17 protein-coding genes are annotated in these 18,355 nt (G+C 61.9%); 10 read left to right on the plus strand and 7 right to left on the minus strand.

Going from position 1 to position 18,355, the window contains the following annotated elements; genetic code table 11:
- Positions 1-16 precede the first annotated feature (16 nt).
- Together M1E05_RS04985 and M1E05_RS04990 are read right to left on the minus strand one after the other, a co-directional pair.
- Positions 17-2,401, minus strand: a complete 2,385-nt coding sequence (locus M1E05_RS04985; protein ID WP_458111874.1) for a DEAD/DEAH box helicase — start codon at positions 2,399-2,401, stop codon at positions 17-19.
- Between the two features lie 53 nt (positions 2,402-2,454).
- Positions 2,455-3,147 carry a GNAT family N-acetyltransferase gene (locus tag M1E05_RS04990; RefSeq protein WP_458111873.1) on the minus strand — a complete coding sequence of 231 codons (693 nt, stop codon included), beginning with the start codon at positions 3,145-3,147 and terminating at the stop codon, positions 2,455-2,457.
- A 172-nt stretch (positions 3,148-3,319) separates the two neighbouring features.
- On the opposite strand from M1E05_RS04990, the gene trhO reads away from it, so the two are divergent.
- Positions 3,320-4,213, plus strand: coding sequence for an oxygen-dependent tRNA uridine(34) hydroxylase TrhO (gene trhO, locus M1E05_RS04995; protein ID WP_458111872.1), 894 nt, complete (start codon positions 3,320-3,322; stop codon positions 4,211-4,213).
- 17 nt (positions 4,214-4,230) lie between these two features.
- On the opposite strand, the gene M1E05_RS05000 is transcribed toward trhO, so the two are convergent.
- From M1E05_RS05000 to M1E05_RS05010, 3 genes are all read right to left on the minus strand, one after another.
- Positions 4,231-4,767 carry a hypothetical protein gene (locus M1E05_RS05000; RefSeq protein WP_461164636.1) on the minus strand — a complete coding sequence of 179 codons (537 nt, stop codon included), beginning with the start codon at positions 4,765-4,767 and terminating at the stop codon, positions 4,231-4,233.
- A 78-nt stretch (positions 4,768-4,845) separates the two neighbouring features.
- Positions 4,846-5,421 (minus strand): hypothetical protein, encoded by a 576-nt coding sequence (locus M1E05_RS05005; RefSeq protein WP_461164637.1) that lies wholly within the window; start codon positions 5,419-5,421, stop codon positions 4,846-4,848.
- Positions 5,418-6,224, minus strand: coding sequence for a hypothetical protein (locus M1E05_RS05010; RefSeq protein ID WP_461164638.1), 807 nt, complete (start codon positions 6,222-6,224; stop codon positions 5,418-5,420). The genes M1E05_RS05005 and M1E05_RS05010 overlap by 4 nt, the downstream gene beginning before the upstream one ends.
- A 174-nt stretch (positions 6,225-6,398) precedes the next feature.
- On the opposite strand from M1E05_RS05010, the gene M1E05_RS05015 reads away from it, so the two are divergent.
- The gene (locus M1E05_RS05015; RefSeq protein WP_458111868.1) at positions 6,399-6,971 is read left to right on the plus strand and encodes a GNAT family N-acetyltransferase; all 573 of its coding nucleotides are present in this window, start codon (positions 6,399-6,401) and stop codon (positions 6,969-6,971) included.
- Positions 6,972-7,008: 37 nt separating this feature from the next.
- On the opposite strand, the gene M1E05_RS05020 is transcribed toward M1E05_RS05015, so the two are convergent.
- Together M1E05_RS05020 and M1E05_RS05025 are read right to left on the minus strand one after the other, a co-directional pair.
- The gene (locus M1E05_RS05020) at positions 7,009-7,452 is read right to left on the minus strand and encodes a hypothetical protein (RefSeq protein WP_461164639.1); all 444 of its coding nucleotides are present in this window, start codon (positions 7,450-7,452) and stop codon (positions 7,009-7,011) included.
- Between the two features lie 138 nt (positions 7,453-7,590).
- A complete protein-coding gene (locus M1E05_RS05025; protein ID WP_458111866.1) occupies positions 7,591-7,989 on the minus strand; it encodes a hypothetical protein in 399 nt (132 codons plus the stop codon).
- Positions 7,990-8,269: 280 nt separating this feature from the next.
- Here M1E05_RS05025 and M1E05_RS05030 point away from each other — a divergent pair, with 280 nt between their 5' ends.
- From M1E05_RS05030 to proC, 8 genes are all read left to right on the plus strand, one after another.
- Entirely contained in the window at positions 8,270-9,049 is a 780-nt protein-coding gene (locus M1E05_RS05030; protein ID WP_461164640.1) for a MerR family transcriptional regulator, read from the plus strand.
- Positions 9,050-9,225: 176 nt separating this feature from the next.
- Complete coding sequence (locus tag M1E05_RS05035; RefSeq protein ID WP_461165189.1) at positions 9,226-10,815, plus strand: DUF7059 domain-containing protein; 1,590 nt, start codon at positions 9,226-9,228, stop codon at positions 10,813-10,815.
- A gap of 60 nt (positions 10,816-10,875) precedes the next feature.
- On the plus strand, positions 10,876-11,529 hold the full coding sequence (locus tag M1E05_RS05040; RefSeq protein ID WP_461164641.1) for an ArsR/SmtB family transcription factor: 654 nt from the start codon (positions 10,876-10,878) through the stop codon (positions 11,527-11,529).
- A 180-nt stretch (positions 11,530-11,709) separates the two neighbouring features.
- On the plus strand, positions 11,710-14,436 hold the full coding sequence (gene topA, locus M1E05_RS05045) for a type I DNA topoisomerase (RefSeq protein WP_461164642.1): 2,727 nt from the start codon (positions 11,710-11,712) through the stop codon (positions 14,434-14,436).
- A gap of 133 nt (positions 14,437-14,569) precedes the next feature.
- Positions 14,570-15,016, plus strand: a complete 447-nt coding sequence (locus M1E05_RS05050; protein ID WP_458111862.1) for an SseB family protein — start codon at positions 14,570-14,572, stop codon at positions 15,014-15,016.
- 63 nt (positions 15,017-15,079) lie between these two features.
- On the plus strand, positions 15,080-16,108 hold the full coding sequence (locus tag M1E05_RS05055) for a Ppx/GppA phosphatase family protein (protein WP_458111861.1): 1,029 nt from the start codon (positions 15,080-15,082) through the stop codon (positions 16,106-16,108).
- Entirely contained in the window at positions 16,109-16,942 is an 834-nt protein-coding gene (locus M1E05_RS05060) for a sugar phosphate isomerase/epimerase family protein (protein WP_461164643.1), read from the plus strand.
- A 561-nt stretch (positions 16,943-17,503) separates the two neighbouring features.
- The gene (gene proC, locus M1E05_RS05065) at positions 17,504-18,337 is read left to right on the plus strand and encodes a pyrroline-5-carboxylate reductase (protein ID WP_461164644.1); all 834 of its coding nucleotides are present in this window, start codon (positions 17,504-17,506) and stop codon (positions 18,335-18,337) included.
- Positions 18,338-18,355 lie beyond the last annotated feature (18 nt).

The raw sequence follows: 18,355 nt of genomic DNA on the forward strand, positions 1-18,355 counted from the left end.
TAGGAGGGCCGCACTACTAACTGCGATCCGGGCTGGTTTGAAGGGTTTCCAAACGAGGGGCTTCACTTGCATCCCGAAGCAAAACGTCGAGCAGGACCACTGCTGCCGCCTTGTCCAGAGGGTTGTTCTTGTTGCCGCATTTGGGCGATTGCACGCAGGACGGACAACCCGACTCGCATTCGCACGCTTTGATCGCTTCACGGGTAGCTGACAGCCACACCTTGGCCTTGTCGAAACCACGTTCCGCGAAGCCTGCCCCACCGGGGTGCCCGTCGTACACAAAAATGGTGGGCACCCCGGTATCGGCATGGAGGGCGGTGGAAACCCCGCCGATGTCCCAGCGGTCACTCGATGCCACCAGGGGCAAAAGTCCGATCGCGGCGTGCTCAGCGGCATGCAGCGCACCGGGAAATTGCGCTTCGATGAGGCCGGCAGCAGTGAGTGAGCGGTTGTCCACCTCAAACCAGACTGCCTTAGTGAAGAGCTCCCTGGCCCCCAGCTCCAGCGGCTCCTCGCCCAGGATCTCGTTGGAAATCAGTGCCTTGCGCTGGAAGGAGACAACCTGGGTGGTTACCTTCACGTCTCCGAAGTGCACTCCTATGTCGCCCCACCGAACGTGGCGCTGACTCTCCAGGACCTCGATCTGCGTTACATCCCTGGCCGTTGTGTAGTAGTCCGGGTTCGCCCGCCGAACCACAACGCAATGGTCATCCTCGTTCAGATCCTCAACCACGTAACTCTCGCCCTGGTGAACATACACGGCACCGGTGTGGGCCTGGTAATGAGTCTGCGGCGAATCCATTGTGCCCAGGAGGGAGCCGGTGTCGGCGTCCACAATGCTCACCGGCCCGCCGCCGTCGGCTCGAAGGTTCACCATGGCGGCAGCACTTTGGGAATGCGTCCAGAACCACCCGGCCGGCCGTTTTCGCAGGTATCCCTGGGTTACCAGCTGGTCCAGCAGCTTCTCAGACGTATCGCCGAAAAGTTCCAGTTCGCCGTGGCCGAGGGGGAGTTCTGCCGCTGCCGCGCAGAGATGCGGACCAAGGACATAGGGATTGGAGGGGTCAAAGACGGTAGCCTCAACCGAGAGGTCAAAGATGGCTTCGGGATGATTCACCAGGTAGGTGTCCAGTGGATCGTCACTGGCAACGAAGGCGGCGATGGCGTCCTGGCCCGTCCGTCCGGCACGGCCGATCTGCTGGAACAAAGAGGCTCGGGTACCGGGCCAGCCTGCCACCAGAACCGCGTCGAGACCGGAAATGTCGATGCCGAGCTCAAGGGCTGAGGTGCTGGAGACACCCAGGAGCTCACCGGACCGAAGAGCTTTTTCCAGCGCACGTCTCTCCTCCGGCAAATACCCGGAGCGGTACGCTGCCACTCTTTGCGGAAGGCTCGGATCCACTTCATCAAGCAGCCGCTTGGTGATGGACGAAATGGTTTCCGCCCCACGGCGGGACTTGATGAAAGCAATCGTCCGGACATGGGAGGAAACCAGATTGGCCAGGAGATCTGCCGTTTCAGCCACGGCAGTCCGCCGCTCCGGGGCGCCGTTTTCGCCCCGGACTTCCATCAGGGCCGGCTCCCAGAAGGCCACTGTGGTGGAACCGTGGGGTGAGGAGTCCTCAGATACGGCCCGGACCGGAGCACCGATGAGCCGTCCAAACGATTCGCCAGGTTCAGAAGCCGTGGCGGAGGCGGCGATAAACACGGGACCCGGGGATCCGATTCCGGCGTAGTAGGCACAGATCCGGCGAAGCCGTCGCATCAGGTTGGCCACATGTGAACCGAAGACACCGCGGTAGCTATGTGCCTCATCCACAATCACATAGCGGAGCCGGCGGAAAAAGCTTGCCCACCAGGCATGGTTTGGCAGGATCCCGAAGTGCAGCATGTCGGGATTGGCGAGGATGAAGTTGGCGTGGTCACGAATCCAGCGTCTGGAGGCGGGATCCGTGTCGCCGTCGTACGTTTCGGCCCGGACGGTCGGAAGGTTCAGCGCCCGAATAGCGGAAAGCTGGTCAGCGGCCAGGGCTTTCGTGGGGGAGAGGTACAGCGTTACGGCGCCGTCGTCGTGGATTTTTCCCGGTTGGGACAGCACTCCCAGCTCCGAGCGATGGATCGAGTCCAGCGCCGGAAGCTGGTAGGCCAAGGATTTTCCTGAGGCCGTCCCGGTGGCTATCACCACATGTTCGCCAGAATGGGCGAGGTCGGCGGCGAGTACCTGATGCCGGTAGGGCTGGTGGATCCCCAATGACCCATAGGCAGTTACGAGGTCGGGGTGAGCCCACTCCGGCCAGGTCTCGTGGATGGCTTGTCGGGCCGGAATGGTGTGCACATGACGCAGCTGCTCCGGGTCCGGGCCCCGGCCCAGAAGCGGGATCAGCGAGTCATGTGGGTTCACCTAAACATTGTTTCACCCGGGCTCAAATCGCTGGTTTCCGCCGGGTCTTCGGACTAGGCGACGGAGAGGTCTGCGCCCTCGTCAGAGGCGGAGACCATCAGTACATGGCAGACGGTTTTCCAGCCCAGGTGCGAATACAGCTTCTGTCCGTCCAACGACGCCAGCAACAGTCCATTCTCAACGTCGTGCTCAAAGGCCTGTGCGGCCAGCGCTTTCATGATGAAGCTGCCCAGACCGCGGCGCTGGTAGCCGGGTTCGGTGACGATCCTGTCGAACACGGCGGTATTCCCCACCACGTAGACCCGGCCACTGGCAGCAACCTCGTCGCCACTCCGGACCACGGCATGGTGCACTCCGTCCGTTTGGGAAGTCTCGAGCCTGAGGTCATCATCAGCAAGCCAGGGATCCTCAGAGTCCTGGGTCTCCATGTCTACGAACATCATGGTCTGCGACGCCGATGTCACGTTCAGTCCGTGCTCCTGCGCCAGGAAACTGTACCGGGCGGCGTCGTTGGTGAAGACCGTGATGATCCTGGTTGGGGATTCCGCTGCCTTTGACACCAACTCAGCGAATTCGGCGTTGGAGGGATCATGGGCGAAGTAGACCCAGTCCCTGTTGGCATCAGCTCGGAGGACCGCAGGGAAGCGGCCCTCGTTGCGGGTCTCGTAGCCCCGGCAGCCGGCCCAGCCGGCTACCCAGACTTCCAGCAAGTGGGTGATGTCTTCAACCATGGCGTCCGGAGTCATGTGATGAGGGTATTCCAGCGCTGTCACAAGCAACAGGGGTAGGTGGAGGAGAAAGGCCTTGCTTATGAAATTGTGACCGAGGCAAGGCGCTCCCGCAGCCAGGACAATGGAATACCTCCCAAGCGGAACACCTCGCCAACGGCGATTTCCCGTACCAAGTACCCTTAAATACGTGGCTTTGAACCGAATTGTACTTTTCTACGGCTTTACCCCTCTCCCGGACCCCGACGCCGTCCGGCTCTGGCAGCGTGCCTTGTGCGAGAAGCTGGGACTGACCGGGCGCATCATCATCTCCAAGGACGGCATCAACGCCACAGTCGGAGGCGAGATCGGCGCAGTGAAGCAGTACGTCAAGACCACGCGCGAGTACAAGGGCTTCCACGAGGTCGACGTGAAGTGGTCCGACGGCGGTTCCGAGGACTTCCCCAAGCTCAGCGTGAAAGTCCGCGACGAGATCGTGTCGTTCGGGGCACCCGGCGAACTGAAGGTTGATGAAAGTGGCGTTGTGGGCGGCGGCACGCATCTCAAGCCCGAAGAGCTGCACCACTTGGTTGACACCAAAAAGCAGAGCGGCGAGGACGTGGTGTTTTTCGATGGCCGGAACGCCTTCGAGGCCCAGATCGGGAAATTCAAGGATGCTGTAGTTCCCGACGTCGCCACGACGCACGATTTCATCAAGGAGCTGGACTCCGGAAAATACGATGCGTTGAAAAACAAGCCCGTCGTGACCTACTGCACGGGCGGCATCCGCTGCGAGGTCCTCTCCAGCCTCATGGTCAACCGCGGCTTCAAAGAGGTTTACCAGCTGGACGGAGGGATCGTCCGCTACGGCGAAACCTTCAAGGATCAGGGACTCTGGGAGGGCTCCCTCTACGTCTTTGACAAGCGCATGCATTTGGAATTCAGCGAGGATGCCAAGACGATCGGACAGTGCATCCGCTGCTCGGCCCCCACCAGCAAGTTCGAAAACTGCTCAAACCTCAGTTGCCGCACGCTGACCCTGTACTGCGCCGAGTGCGCCGCAAGTCCCGAGACCCTCCGCTGCCCCGACGGCTGCGCCGCCTAACCCCCTCCTGGGAGACTTCAGATCCGGCTCACGATGTAGGCATAGTTTGCGGCGGGAACTGTTTCCATCTGCACAGTCAGCACTGAGTCCTTCGTCAGCTCGATCACGTTGACCCGCGCAGTTCCGCACCGCAGGCTCAGATTTATCAATTCATCGTCCCCGTTGCGGATGATGAAGCTCATCCGGTAGTGGCTTCGGCATGCCAGCGTCAGCGCATAGGTGCCGCTGGGCAACTGCGCGGTGCTTTCGGTTCGGGTCGCGTGGCGATCCAGCGAACCGAAGCCGGTATGGAACACCTGGCCCTGCGTGTCCGGCAGGACTGACGCCACCCACAGCTCCAGTTCGTCCCCCGACACAGGCTCATTCATCCTCGGGTCCCGCGGGAGCCTTACATCCGTGTAGGTCGGCGTGGGCGTCGCGATGAGCGGACGCCCGTCGTCGTACACGTACTCACAGCCGCTGGTGATCGCCGCGGCTGCCAAGGCAACGGAAAGGACGACGGCGGCGCCCGGCCGGCGCCTGAGCGTCGCCCGCGGTGCCCGCACTCTGGGCATACTCTGACTTTAGGCCCGGAAAAGTCGCCAATCCATAGGTAGTACGGGGGGACGCCAGCGCTATCCCTGCCCTTCCAACTACCGCCTGAATTCAGGGCTGGGAGTGGCTTGGGGTGCCGTCGCTCTGCCGAGGTGAAAACCCACTCTCGCCCCTGCCCCCGGCGCGGGCTTCTCGCCCGTCACCCTGGTTGAGATTGAGAGAGCCCCGGCGGCATCCAGTTCGTGCACTACTGGTTCCCCGCACAGGTAGGTTGTCTGGAGAAGCACAGCACCTCCTGTCCCCACAACAACCAATTCGGCTTCGGACGCGCCCAGGCACTCTGAAGCCACAATGTACTTACCGGACGGGAGCGCCTTGGTGCTGGTGGAAACGCCATCCGCAGGACCGTCCGCGCCTGATATGAGGTCAGGTGCTGCAACCGCCAGATGGCGTCGCATGATCGCGGCGTTCCTGTCCTGGGCAGCTGCTACCTCCGGATCAAGGGTAGGAAATGCAGTAAAAGAGGGCGGAAGGCTGGGATCACTGCTCGTGGAGGAAGCACGTGGGGGAGCTCCGACGTCGTATTCACAGCCCCCGCAGCCGAGGAGGAGGACTCCGGCCATCAACAGCGCTGAAAGCGGCGGAAGCAGCCTCCCGAGGGCCGGGCTCATCATCCGGCTTTCTGCCCCGGAAGGACGCTGACGGCGGCTCGCAGCTCGTCTGAATCGGAATCCACCAGGATCTGGGCACCGTCTGTATTGAGCTCGAAACTCGTTCGGAATGCCGGCCCGCAGGGAACATCCGGTAGCTCGGCAATCGGATCGCCGTTCGCGTTCATCGCCAGAAGGTCCACGGCGTCAGGTCCGGAACAAACAAAGGCGAGATCATATGTTCCCGCACTTGCCAGCGGACCCGTGGCGGTGCCTTCCCCTGAAGACAGGAAGCGCCGGAACTCGCCTGGCTTTTCCTGACCCAGCTGCTCAGTCATCCACGCCTGATTCCTGGCCGCGATGTCGCGAGGTGCGGGGTGGTGCTCAAGTTTCAGCCCTGTTACAGCACCGGTCAGGGGTTCCTGAGGCACCACTTTTGCCAGAACCTGCCCGCTGGTGTGGTCGATTTGAATGACCTTGCCCATGCCGCAGGAGAAGGAATACTTCTCCGGGGACGAGTCGCCAAACGTAACCGACACATCTGCGCCCGGAGCCCCGACACACCCCGCAGTAAGAAGGTATTGTCCGGACCCGATCTCAGCTTCAACGGTCGCTTCCGGGCCGGTCTCATAGGGTAATCCCGTTGAGTCAGGAGGCCCCAAAACCCTCATCAAAGCGACCATGTTGGATTCACCGGATGCCGGGGCTGAGTCGGAAGGCTGGCCAGGTGAACCGCTGATCGTCCGGCCACCTCCTGACGAATATTCGCAGGCACTTAGACCGCCAGCGAGCGATATCGCCACCGCAATCGAAACACGTTTGTTCATGAGCTGCCTTCCCCCAAATGCTGCCGTAGACGACGAGCCTACTAGTCACCGCCTCAGTGCAGCAGTCGACTCTCTTGGATTCCGGGACGATGTCACTATCGTTGGGCCTAGAAGCAATGGCAGATAGCGGCTTCAGCATCGGTTTCTGGGAACCAGTCGAGAGGACTCCACCAAGTGGCGATCGAGATTCGTCCTGCCAACCAGTTCGAGGACGTGAAGACGATGGTCGGACCGAAACGGCCCGACGCGAACGTGTGCTGGTGTCTGAGCTACCGCATCCCCTCAAAGCAGAACCTGGAGCTGCGCGGCACCGAACGCGGGGAACTCGTCAAACAACTGGTCGGGCAGGAGCCGCCGCCCGGGGTGCTCGCGTACGACGGCGACGAGGTGGTTGGGTGGGCGGGTGTCCATCCACGCGCCGACACAAGCTTTGCCCGCAACCGGAAGATTCCCCACGTGGACGATCTTGACGTTTGGTCAGTCTGGTGCATCCGCGTTCGGCCAGGCTATCGCGGCAAGGGGATCTCCCATCATCTCCTCGAAGGCGCCGTGGATTTCGCCCGCGGCTACGGCGCTCCCGCCATCGAGGGCTACCCCGTGGATAACCAGGGCAAACACGTTGACCTCACCATGGCCTACGTGGGCACCCGCAAGCTCTTCGAAGCAGCGGGATTCACCAAGGCGGCCGACACCGACTCCCTGATCAATGGCTTCCCGCGGGTACTGATGCGCCTGGACCTGCGCTGAGATACTGCTTTCCGAGCAGTCTGTCGCCCGCAGGAGGCTAGCTACCGGGGGTCAGCTGATACGCGAAGATCAGGGGTGCGTCCACGCTGGATGTGCTGACCTGCAGAGACCCTGCTTCAGGAACAGAGACCTTGGCCCGCTCGAGGCTTCCGTTGCAGGCAGCTCCGGCGTCAACGATTTCCCGGCCCTGCTGCGTGACTGCGAAGAAGGCCTTCCCTCCACCCTCACACGTCATCGTCAGCGTGTAGACCCCTGCCTGAACGTCGGCCGCTTCCTGCGTCAGCGCCTCCCGATCCAGAATCTTCCCGGAGTCCTCCAAGACTGCGCCCGCTGCAGACGGTAGCGCAGTGGCCTTCCACGCTGGGACATCAGCGTTTTCGATTGAGAGGGCCGAAGAGCACGCCGTAATGCTGCCTGCTGTGAGGGCGGTGAGCGCTGCTGCTGCGAGGGCACGCCGCAGCACTACTTCAGATCGGGACATGCTCCCAACTTACCCGTTGCCGCGCTGCTCCCCGTTGATCAACTCCACTACCATCCCCCGATGCAGCCCTCAGTACACCGGCATCTGAGTTGGTTTGCCTCCGCACACTGCCAGCCGAAGCGTTGAGGGTGTTCTCCTCTAGGACGGCGGGTATTGCTCATGCTTTTTGGCCAGTGCCTCGAACTCCTCGTCCCAAGCTCTAGCCAAGTACTTGTTGTATTCGCGGTCCTTCGGAATGAAGTCCGCGGGGGCGACCTTGACTTGAGGGGAGATGAGGTTCGGAGGTGGTGCAGGCGTGATTGTCCTCAGGGGAGGAGGCTTGGCGACCATCGTCCTCGGCACAGGTGCCGGTATTCTCCGCGGGGGAGGCAGATAGCGAACCTTCTTCGGGCGGTTGCCAAGAATGACTATGAGAAAGAATGTCAGCGGCAACAGGAGCAGCCATGGATAGGTGACCACCAGCGAGACCAGGATGGCCAGAAAAAAGAACACGCAGCCAGCTCCCAAGCCCTCGGGCTCTTCCTGCTTTTTGCTCATTCACCTCACCGCCGAGATGTATTTCCCGTCATTTTATCGTGCTCTACGGGCTAGCTCCTAGCGCATCCGGCGAGGCAACTGGGTCTACTGATCGTCCTGGACTTCTGGCGGGGACAAAATTCTCTTGAGGTTGTCCAACAGATGTTGACCTTGACGCAACGTCAACATCTATGGTCCAACAGATGTTGACCTTGACGCAACGTCAACATCTACAGTCGGAAGTGCCGGTAATTCAGCCGGTCGAGAGCACCTTGGAAACGACTCCAGGAAGGGGGCCGCTATGGAATGGTCGATCCAGGAGATCGCCAAAATCGCCGGAACCACGAGCCGGACCCTTCGTCACTATGACAACATCGGGCTCCTCAAACCGAGCAGTACAGGTCACAACGGTTACCGCTATTACAGCCAGTCGGCCCTGGTGCAGCTCCAACGCATCCTGCTCCTTCGGGAGCTGGGGCTCGGATTGCCGGTCATCGCCCAGGTGCTTGACCGTGAACAGGACACCGCAGGGGCCCTCCATGGGCACCTCGGCTGGCTTCAGCAGGAACAGAACAGGTTGGGCCGGCAAATAGCGTCGGTCCGCCGGACCATCAAAGCAGTGGAAGGAGGTGAAAATCTCATGGCAGAAGAAATGCTGGATGGCTTCGACCACACGCGCTACAAGGACGAAGTCGAAGAACGATGGGGTAAGGACGCCTACGCAAAGGGCGACGCCTGGTGGCGGGGAATGGGTCAGGACGAAAAGCGGGCCTGGAAGCAGCGCGCCCAGAAGCTCGGCAACGACTGGATCGCTGCCGCAAAGGCCGGCATCGCGCCGGACAGCGAGGCAGCCCAGGAACTGGCAAGACGCCATGTGGCGTGGCTCCAGGAGATCCCGGGCACTCCGGCCTCGGCCAACAGCCAAAACGGCGTCCAGAGTGGCATAGACATTAAGGGGTATGTCACAGGTCTGGGGGACATGTACGTTGCTGATCCCCGCTTCGGGGCCAACTACGGCGGCACGGAGGGAGCCATGTTCGTGCGGGACTCGCTGCGGATCTACGCCGAGCTGAATCTGTAAGCACAACCGGGCAGGAAGGGCATCCCCTTCCTGCCCGGTGATCCGGCCGTGCGTTCTTGTCTCCGTACGTTGTCTTGTCCAGGGCCGCGAATAGACTTGCACCCGTGACCGAACCAACTGCCCTTTCGCCCGTATCGTTCATTTCCGGAAATACGCCGGATGCTCCGCGTAGCGATATGCCTGGCCTTCTTGAGGCACTTGCAGCCGACCTGAAAAGCCTCGACTACACGGTGGATGGTGTTGCCCGGTTGCTGGGCGAATCAGCCTCCGAGGCGCTGAACAGGGACCAGCTCGTCCCGGCTTTGATAGCCACCGAATCCGCCGCGGAGGGTGAGCATGCAACAGCCGCGCTGGCCGCCGTCGTACGCTTATTTCTCCTGGCGCAGCCGCAGCAGCCGGCAACGCTCGACGCCGCGTTCCCCACTCTCCGGTCGGAAGGCCTAATGACGCTGGGTTTGATCCAACACGGCGATGACGGCGTGAGCGCGGTGGTGGATCTGCGTCCATACGGTTGGGAGGGCGGTCCGGAAGTTTCCGCCGGACATGGCCTCGGCGACACCACCGGTGTGGAATTGTGGGTGGCGAGCGACCTTGCCGCCCACCAGCGGCCCGGCGTCCTGCGCCACGATCACGTGCTTGGTATCGGCCAGGCGTCCACGACGCTGGTTCAGGCAACCATCCGTCGTCCTGTTTCCCGCGCACTGGATCTCGGCACCGGGTGCGGAATTCAAACCTTCCACTTGCTGCAGCACGTCAGGCACGTCACGGCAACTGACATTTCCGAGCGGGCGCTTGCTTTTACCCGCTTCAACCTGCTGCTCAACGCCGGGCCGCTGCACATTGATCCATTGAACCTGGAAGAGCGCGTGACGCTCCGGCTGGGATCACTGCTGGAACCTGTGGCGGGCGAGGCGTTTGACCTGGTGGTCTCGAACCCGCCCTTCGTCATCACGCCTCGGAGTCTGGACCTCTCCGGGCCCAACCAGTTCACTTACCGCGACGGCGGACTTCCGGGTGACCAGATTGTGTCATCGCTGATCCGGGGCCTGCCAAAAATCCTGGCGCCTGGAGGAACAGCACAGATGCTGGGTAACTGGGAAATCACCGCGGGTACGTCCTGGGAGGAGAGGCCTCAGAGCTGGGTCAGCCCGGACGTTGATGTGTGGATAATCCAGCGTGAGCAGTTGGGACCAGATCTGTACGCGGAAACCTGGCTTCGTGATGCCTCCGAAAGCCGGGACCGCAGGAGGTATCAGGAGGCATACTCTGCTTATCTTCAGGACTTTGCGTCCCGCGATGTGTCCGGAATCGGCTTCGGGATCGTTTGGCTGCGTCGGCCTGCAGGAGAGGCCGGCAGGGCGATCGAACGGTTCGAGGAGATCACGTACCCGATAGAAAAGCCTGTCGGTCCCCACCTTGGCGCCGCCGTCGAACGCTCCGACTGGCTGGTTGCCCATGACCTGGCCGCTGCCCATCTTGTGGTCGCTGACGACGTGACCGAAGAACGGCACCAGCGTCCGGGGGCAGAGCACCCTGGGGTGATCCTGCTTCGCCAAGGAGCCGGGCTCCGGCGGACTAATCTGCTGAGTACGGAGCTGGCCGGGTTTGTTTCGGCGTGCGACGGTGACCTCAGTGTGGGACAGATTATCGGCGCATTGATTGCCTTGCTGGGCGGGGAGGACGGATTCGACGCCGGGACCTTCCGAACCACTCTCCTGGCCGAAGTGGGCAACCTGGTCCGGGACGGATTCCTCCTCCCCGCCTGACAGGGCGGGAGATGTCAAACAGTTATTTCAGGGTTGGGTTCTGCTGGATAGAATGGAGCAGTGAATACACCAGCGTTGGGGTCCGAACTTGCGGCTCAGGCCGGCAGTGAGAAGGTGGAAATCACCGACCCCAAGGCCATCCGTGCACTTGCCCACGCCGCCCGGCTTGAGGTGATCTCCGAACTGTATTCCACCCAGGTGAGCCGGACAGCAACTGAGCTTGCAGCCCAGACGGGGCTGACGCCGAGCGCCATGAGCTACCACCTACGCGCCCTCGAGAAGTGGGGGATAGTGGTGCCCGCAGAGACGGCTGGGGACGCCAGGGAAAGACGGTGGCGGGCAGCCGGAAGCGATGTCACCATCAACTCGGGCGGCAGCCTGGCCAATCCGGAGTTCGCAGTTCTTGACCTGGAACTTGATGCCTTTCGCCGCCGGGCAACCACCTACGCCAAGTCCAAGGCAGAGTCCACGCAGGCCCAGCCCCTATCAGAAGAGCCGACGCCGGGCAGCGGGGTCCAGACCACCCCCGCCTCTGTCGTTCTGGCCAGCAACCTGCTGTACCTGACCGTGGAGCAGCGAAGGGAGCTGAACGGCAGGATCTTTGAATTGCTGAGTGACTATGAGCTGAAGGATCCGGCTCACATTCCGGAGCAGGCCGAGCGGATGGCTACGCTTTGGTCCATGATTCCTGATGACCGCCCGCGTGCCTCCTGATGCTCTCCTGAGCGGCCACCCAAGGTGGAGAGCCGGGGCCGGCTGAGTAGAATAAGGCCTCCCCATCCAGCGGTTTTTGCCGTGCGTTTTCCACATGAATGCGCATCATTCCGGAAAATATGGTGAACTAGGCCAATATGGGCTCATCTGCCCGAGCAAATCTTTTTCTGTAGGAGCACCGTGCCAAGCAAGGCCAAAACCGGCAAGAAACTCGTCATTGTGGAGTCTCCTGCCAAGAGCAAGACCATCGCCAAGTACCTCGGCGAGGGCTTCATCGTAGAGGCCTCCATCGGTCACATCCGTGACTTGCCGCAGCCGTCAGAGCTCCCCGCGGAACTCAAGAAGACCTCCGTAGGCAAGTTCGCCGTCGACATCGAAAATGGCTTCAAGCCGTACTACGTCGTGTCCCCCGACAAGAAGAAAAAAGTCGCCGAACTCAAGGCCCAGCTCAAGGACGCCGACGCCCTTTATCTAGCAACCGATGGGGACCGGGAGGGTGAGGCCATTGCCTGGCACCTCCTGGAAGTGCTCAAACCCAAGGTTCCGGTCTACCGGATGACCTTTGGAGAAATCACCAAGGAAGCCATCCACCGTGCCATGGACAACCTGCGCGACGTCGATACCGCTCTGGTCGATGCCCAGGAAACCCGCCGAGTCCTTGACCGCCTGTACGGCTACGAGATTTCCCCTGTGCTGTGGCGGAAAGTGGCCCGAGGGCTCTCGGCCGGCCGTGTGCAGTCCGTGGTCACCCGCATGGTGGTGGACCGTGAACGGGAACGCATGGCGTTCAGGGCAGCCTCCTACTGGGACCTGACCGGCCAGTTCGGCGCAGGCACCGGTTCCTTCAAGGCAAAGCTGGCCTCCGTTGATGGTGCCAAGGTGGCCAGCGGCCGTGACTTCAACGACGACGGCGAACTTACGTCCCGCAATGCAGCGCACCTTAATGAGGAACTCGCGACGTCCCTGGCGGCAGCGCTGCAGAATGCCGACTTCCGGGTCAGGTCCGTTGACACCAAGCCGTACACCCGCCGTCCCGCCGCGCCGTTTACCACTTCGACGTTGCAGCAGGAAGCCGGACGAAAGTTGCGGTTCTCCTCCAAGAGCACCATGCAGGTAGCCCAGCGCCTGTATGAAAACGGCTACATCACTTATATGCGTACGGACTCCTCCGCGCTGAGCAACGAGGCCGTGACTGCTGCCCGCCGTCAGGCTTCAGAGCTCTACGGCCCGGAGTACATTCCGCAATCACCCCGCGTCTACAGTGGCAAGGCAGCGAATGCCCAGGAAGCCCATGAGGCCATCAGGCCCGCCGGTGACTCCTTCCGCACACCGGCCCAGGTTGCCAAGCAGTTGTCCGGTGACGAGTTCCGCCTCTACGAGCTCATCTGGAAGCGCACCGTCGCTTCGCAGATGGCTGATGCCAAGGGTTCAACCGCCACGATCCGCCTTGGTGCTGTGGCATCGGATGGCCGGGACGCAGAATTTTCCGCCTCAGGAACGGTCATCACCTTCCCGGGCTTCCTCGCCGCCTATGAAGAGGGCAAGGACGAGAGCCGTGGGGATGACGAATCCGACGAAGCGCGCCGGTTGCCAAACGTGGCCAAGGATGACGCCCTCACTGCGACGGACCTCGTCGCCGTCGGGCATGAGACTTCGCCTCCGCCGCGTTACACGGAAGCGTCCCTGACCGCGGAGCTGGAGAAGAAGGGCATCGGCCGCCCGTCCACCTATGCCTCCACCATCTCCACCATCCAGGACCGGGGCTACGTCCGGAAACAGGGCTCCGCCTTGGTGCCCAGCTGGATCGCCTTCTCCGTCATCCGGCTGCTGGAGCAGCATTTCACGGACTATGTGGACTATGAGTTTACGGCTGACATGGAAGGCGACCTGGATAAGATCGCCAACGGACAGGCCGTGGGTGCCGCTTGGCTGAAGCACTTCTACTACGGTGAAGACTCCGATCCCGGGCTGTTGAGCATTGTGAACAACCTCGGCGAAATCGATGCCAGGGAGATCAACTCGGTTCCCATTGCGGAGGGCATCACCCTGCGCGTGGGCAAGTTCGGCCCGTACCTGGAAAGCTCCATCCCCACTGTGGATCCGAAGACCGGTGAAGTTGTTGAGTCGGCGCGTGCCAACGTTCCCGAGGACCTCGCGCCCGATGAACTCACTGCCTCCAAGGCTGTTGAGTTGATGGAGACGGCGGCTCCGGAAGAGCGCGTTTTGGGTGCGGATCCGCACACGGGCCACACCGTCGTCGCCAAGAACGGCCGGTACGGCGCTTATGTCACCGAAATCATTCCCGAGATGACGGATGAGCAGTTGGCCAACCAGCCTGTTGAGTACTACAAGAACGGGAAGCCGAAGCCGGCAAAGAAGCCTGTTAAGGCCAAGCCGCGCACCGGCTCGCTGTTCGGCTCCATGAGCGTTGACACCGTCACTTTGGATGAGGCACTTCAGCTCATGAGCCTGCCGCGTGTACTGGGGGAGGACGCCGAGGGGAACGTCATCACGGTGCAGAACGGCCGCTTTGGTCCTTACCTGAAAAAGGGAACGGACTCGCGCTCTATCGGCTCCGAAGAGGAAATCTTCACCATCACGCTGGAACAAGCATTGGAGATCTACTCCCAACCGAAGCAGCGCGGGGCACGGGCTGCAGTTCCACCGCTGGCCGAATTCGGCCCGGACCCGGTGTCTGAGAAGAACATCGTGGTGAAGGAAGGACGCTTCGGGCCCTACATTACCGACGGCGTCACCAACATCACTGTTCCGAGGACCACTTCACTGGAGGAGCTTACGCGGGAACGCGCCGTCGAACTCCTTGCGGAAAAGCGGGCCAAGGGACCCGTGAAGCGCACCACTACCGCCCGGAAGGCTCCGGCGCGGAAGGCAGCAGCGAAGAAGTAGGCACGGGGAGTCGAGTTCGCCGGAAACGTGCGGGTTCGCCGGGAACTACCGGCGAGCCCGCACGCTTCCGGCGATTTCGCGTTCGGGCAGAACTCCGTTTGCGCGTCACTCCTCAACATGATCGAGTAGAGACATGACTGAACAGCCTGATCCTATGGATACCCGGCCGCTGAACGACCTTGAGGAGAAGCTGGCCAAGGGGGACCAGCCGGACGCAAGCCCGGTGGACGTCATCCTGTCCTTCCTGAACAACGAGGTCTACATCATCAGCGCAGACACTGTCGAGGGCCCCGATTCCCAGGTTGAGCCGCTGGTGCTGGCCAACTCGGAAGACCAGCCTGTTCTTGCTGTCTTCTCCCACCCCAGCAGGGTTAACGAGCAGTATCTTGCCGCGGCACCAAACATCCTCGGCACCCAGGGCGCTGCCATCATCGGCAATCTCGGCGATGAGCTCGGCATGGTGATCAACCCAGGCAGTGCCTTCGGCTTCGAGATCGACCCGGAAGGTGTGGCCAACATCCGCCGCGACTTCAAGCGGGAAGACGAGCAGGCGGCCGAGGACCAGGCAGCGGAGGAGTAAGCGCCGAAGACTTCGAACGGACGCAGTTGGGTCTGCTGCCTGATCTCCGGCGATAATGGCAGAATGCGTCTGGGCGTCCTCGATATCGGTTCCAATACTGTCCATCTACTCTTGGTGGATGCCCATGCGGGCGCCCGGCCGGTGCCATTTGCCTCCCACAAGCGGCCACTGTCCCTGGTGCAGTTCCTCGATGGGGAGGGCAACATCAACGAGGACGGCCAGCATGAACTGATTGAGTTCGTCCTGGAGGCCTGGGAATTCGCTGCGAAGCACAAGGCCGAAGACTTGCTGGCTTTTTGTACGTCCGCCATCCGTGAAGCTACCAATGGCCCCGAGGTCCTCGCCCGGGTGAAGCATGAAACAACGGTGACGCTGCAGGAACTTACCGGCAGCGAAGAAGCGTCCATGACCTTCTTTGCCGTCCGGCGCTGGTACGGATGGGGAGCCGGGCCAATCCTGGATCTGGACATCGGAGGCGGATCCTTCGAAATGGCCATTGGGCATGACGAACTCCCCGAGCTGGCTTTGTCCGTCCCCCTGGGCGCGAGCCGCCTCACCCGTGACTGGCTGCACGAGGACCCACCCACAGCCAAGAGCGTCAAAGAACTGCGCCGGTACATCCGCTCGACGATGAAGCCAGCCGTCAGGAGCTTTGAAGCCCTCGGCAGGGCCAATCTGGTCGCCGGTACATCCAAGACCTTCCGTTCCCTGGCACGAATCGCCGGGGCAGCGCCCAGTGGCGCCGGGCCCTATGTTAAACGTGAGCTTTTCTCGGCTGACCTCGGTTTGTGGGCGCAACGGATCTCGGCGATGAAGGTGGAGGACCGCCTGCACCTGCCCGGCGTTTCGGAGGCCCGCGCGCCGCAACTGCTTGCCGGTGCGCTCGTGGCGGAGGCTGCCTTGGAGCTTTTCGAGTTCCCCAGCATGGAAATCTGCCCTTGGGCTTTGCGTGAGGGCCTGATCCTTCGCCGGCTGGACCAATTGGTTCTGGACGGCCCCCTTGAGCCTGCCCCGCACGTGGAAGCCAGGCAGGCGGTGTCCGCTACGTTGGCCGCTTCCACGGTGCACGCCAGCAGCCAGGCCGGGGGTTAGATGGAAGAGCTGTCGCAGGGAAAGGACATTGCCGTTCCGGTGGCGCTGTCCAGTGCTTCCGTCTATCCCTTGAGCGTTCATCATGCCTTCGCTGCTGCCCAGGAGGTGGGGTACGACGGCGTCGAGGTCATGGTTAGCAACAACACCACCAGCCAGAACGCCCACGCCCTCCTGGAGTTAAGTCATCGATACCGCAAGCCGATTGTTTCCATCCACGCGCCGACATTGCTTTTGACGCAGCAGGTCTGGGGCACGGCGTGGAACAAGATCGAAATGTCCTGCCGGATGGCCAGGGAAGTCGGCTGCGGTACGGTCGTTGTCCACCCGCCTTTCCGCTGGCAAGGAAACTACGCCGGAAAGTTTGTTGCCGGAATCCGCGAGCTCGCGGAAATGTACCAGGTCCGGATCGCCGTCGAAAACATGTTCCCGTGGAGGGTACGCGGCCGGGAAGCAGTGGCCTACGCGCCCCATTGGGACCCCCGCGACCAGGATTACGACGACGTCACTTGGGACTTCTCGCACGCCTCCACCGCCGGTTCCGACAGCCTGGACGCCATTAAAGGCCTCGGCCCCAGGCTCCGCCACGTCCACTTGTCCGATGGATTGGGATCCAGGCGAGACGAGCATCTGGTTCCGGGTACGGGTAACCAGCCCTGTGCAGAGGCACTGCAGTATCTTGCTGCCACTGGCTTTGACGGTGTGGTGGTGGCGGAAATTTCCACTCGCTGGGTCCGGACCGCCGGTGAACGGCAGCAGCGGCTTGAGCAGACGCTACGGTTTGCCCGCCAGCACCTGGGCCTTCCGCTGGTAGGAGCTTCCGACAAGCACTCCTAGAGTCCCGTAACAACGAGAGAAGCATTTAACGAGTGAAGCGCCGGGTGGTTTCGCAGAAGAAGTTGGGGGAACGCTTCTACAACCACCCGGCGCGTTCGCCGGTTCGGGGGGAACCGGCTTCATCACTCGCACCTGCTCAGGCACTTATAAACCTACTTGCCTTTTTTGGGCGTTCGGGGAGATTTTCCTGTGAGTAGACTGGGAAGCCTAATCACCCTGCCGCCCCTTGAACCAGGCACCACGTTGATGGTTTAGCCAAGGTCTAAGCCCGGGTCCAGCGACTGCCTTAAATGCGAAAGCACCGGCGATCCGCTGCAGGAAAATGGGGGGAAACCTGCTGCAGAATCACCGGTGCCAAGGCAAGCATCCCCATGCTTGCTGCATCACTCGCACCCTCAATGAGGTAGTTATTACGTTAGGGGTCCACTTTGTGTAGAGCCTGCGCCCAAGGTGGGAATGAGCTGGGAATGCGGGTTTTATGGTTCGCTCTTCATCCTGCCGTGGCCGGTCACGGGAGAGTAATCTCCTGCGCCCGTCTTGGCGAACTGCAATGATGGAGCAATGAGCAACCGAATCGCCTTCCTGGGCTGTGGATCCATGAACGAGGCCATCCTGACCGGACTCCTGGAGGCCGGAACGGATCCTGCCGATATTGTCGCCACTGTCCGTCGTGGCGAGCGCGCGGCTGAACTAGCCGAGCGCCACCATGGCATCACTGCGATCGCCGGCGAGGAAGAGCCGGACAACAACAAGGACGCAGCGCGAGGTTCCGCCGTCGTGATTCTGGGTGTGAAGCCGCTGGGCATTGCTGACCTGGCACGGGAGATCAGCCCGTCCATTTCTCCCTCCACCATTGTGATCAGTGTTGCCGCGGCCGTGTCCATCGCTCAACTGGAGGCTGCCCTGCCTGCAGGCCAGCCGGTCATCCGGAGTATGCCGAACACGCCCGCGAAGCTTGGCAGGGGAGTGGTTTCGGTGTCGCCGGGCACAAGCTGTTCCCCGGAGCAGTTGCAGCTGGCCAAGGACGTCCTCCGAGGCGCCGGCAGGGTAGTTGAGGTCCCGGAAGAGCAAGTGGATGCGCTCGGAGCCATCAGCGGCTCCGGTCCCGCCTACGCCTTTTACCTTGCCGAGGCAATGGCCGCTGCCGGAGTCAGGCTCGGCCTGGACCCGGAGCTGTCCCTCCTGCTGGCTACCGAGACGGTTGCCGGCGCGGGCTTTATGCTTGCCGAGCCCGGGGCTAACCCCACCGAGCTCCGCAAGGCGGTCACCAGCCCGAACGGAACCACCGAGCGTGCCATTGCAACCTTCGACGAGCGCGACCTGCCCTCGATCATCGCGGATGCAGCCCGAGCGGCTGCCGACCGGTCGGCCGAAATCACCAAGCAGCTCGCCTAAGCCGGACGCCGCTCTCAG

The sequence above is a fragment of the Arthrobacter sp. R4-81 genome (genome assembly GCF_054792365.1).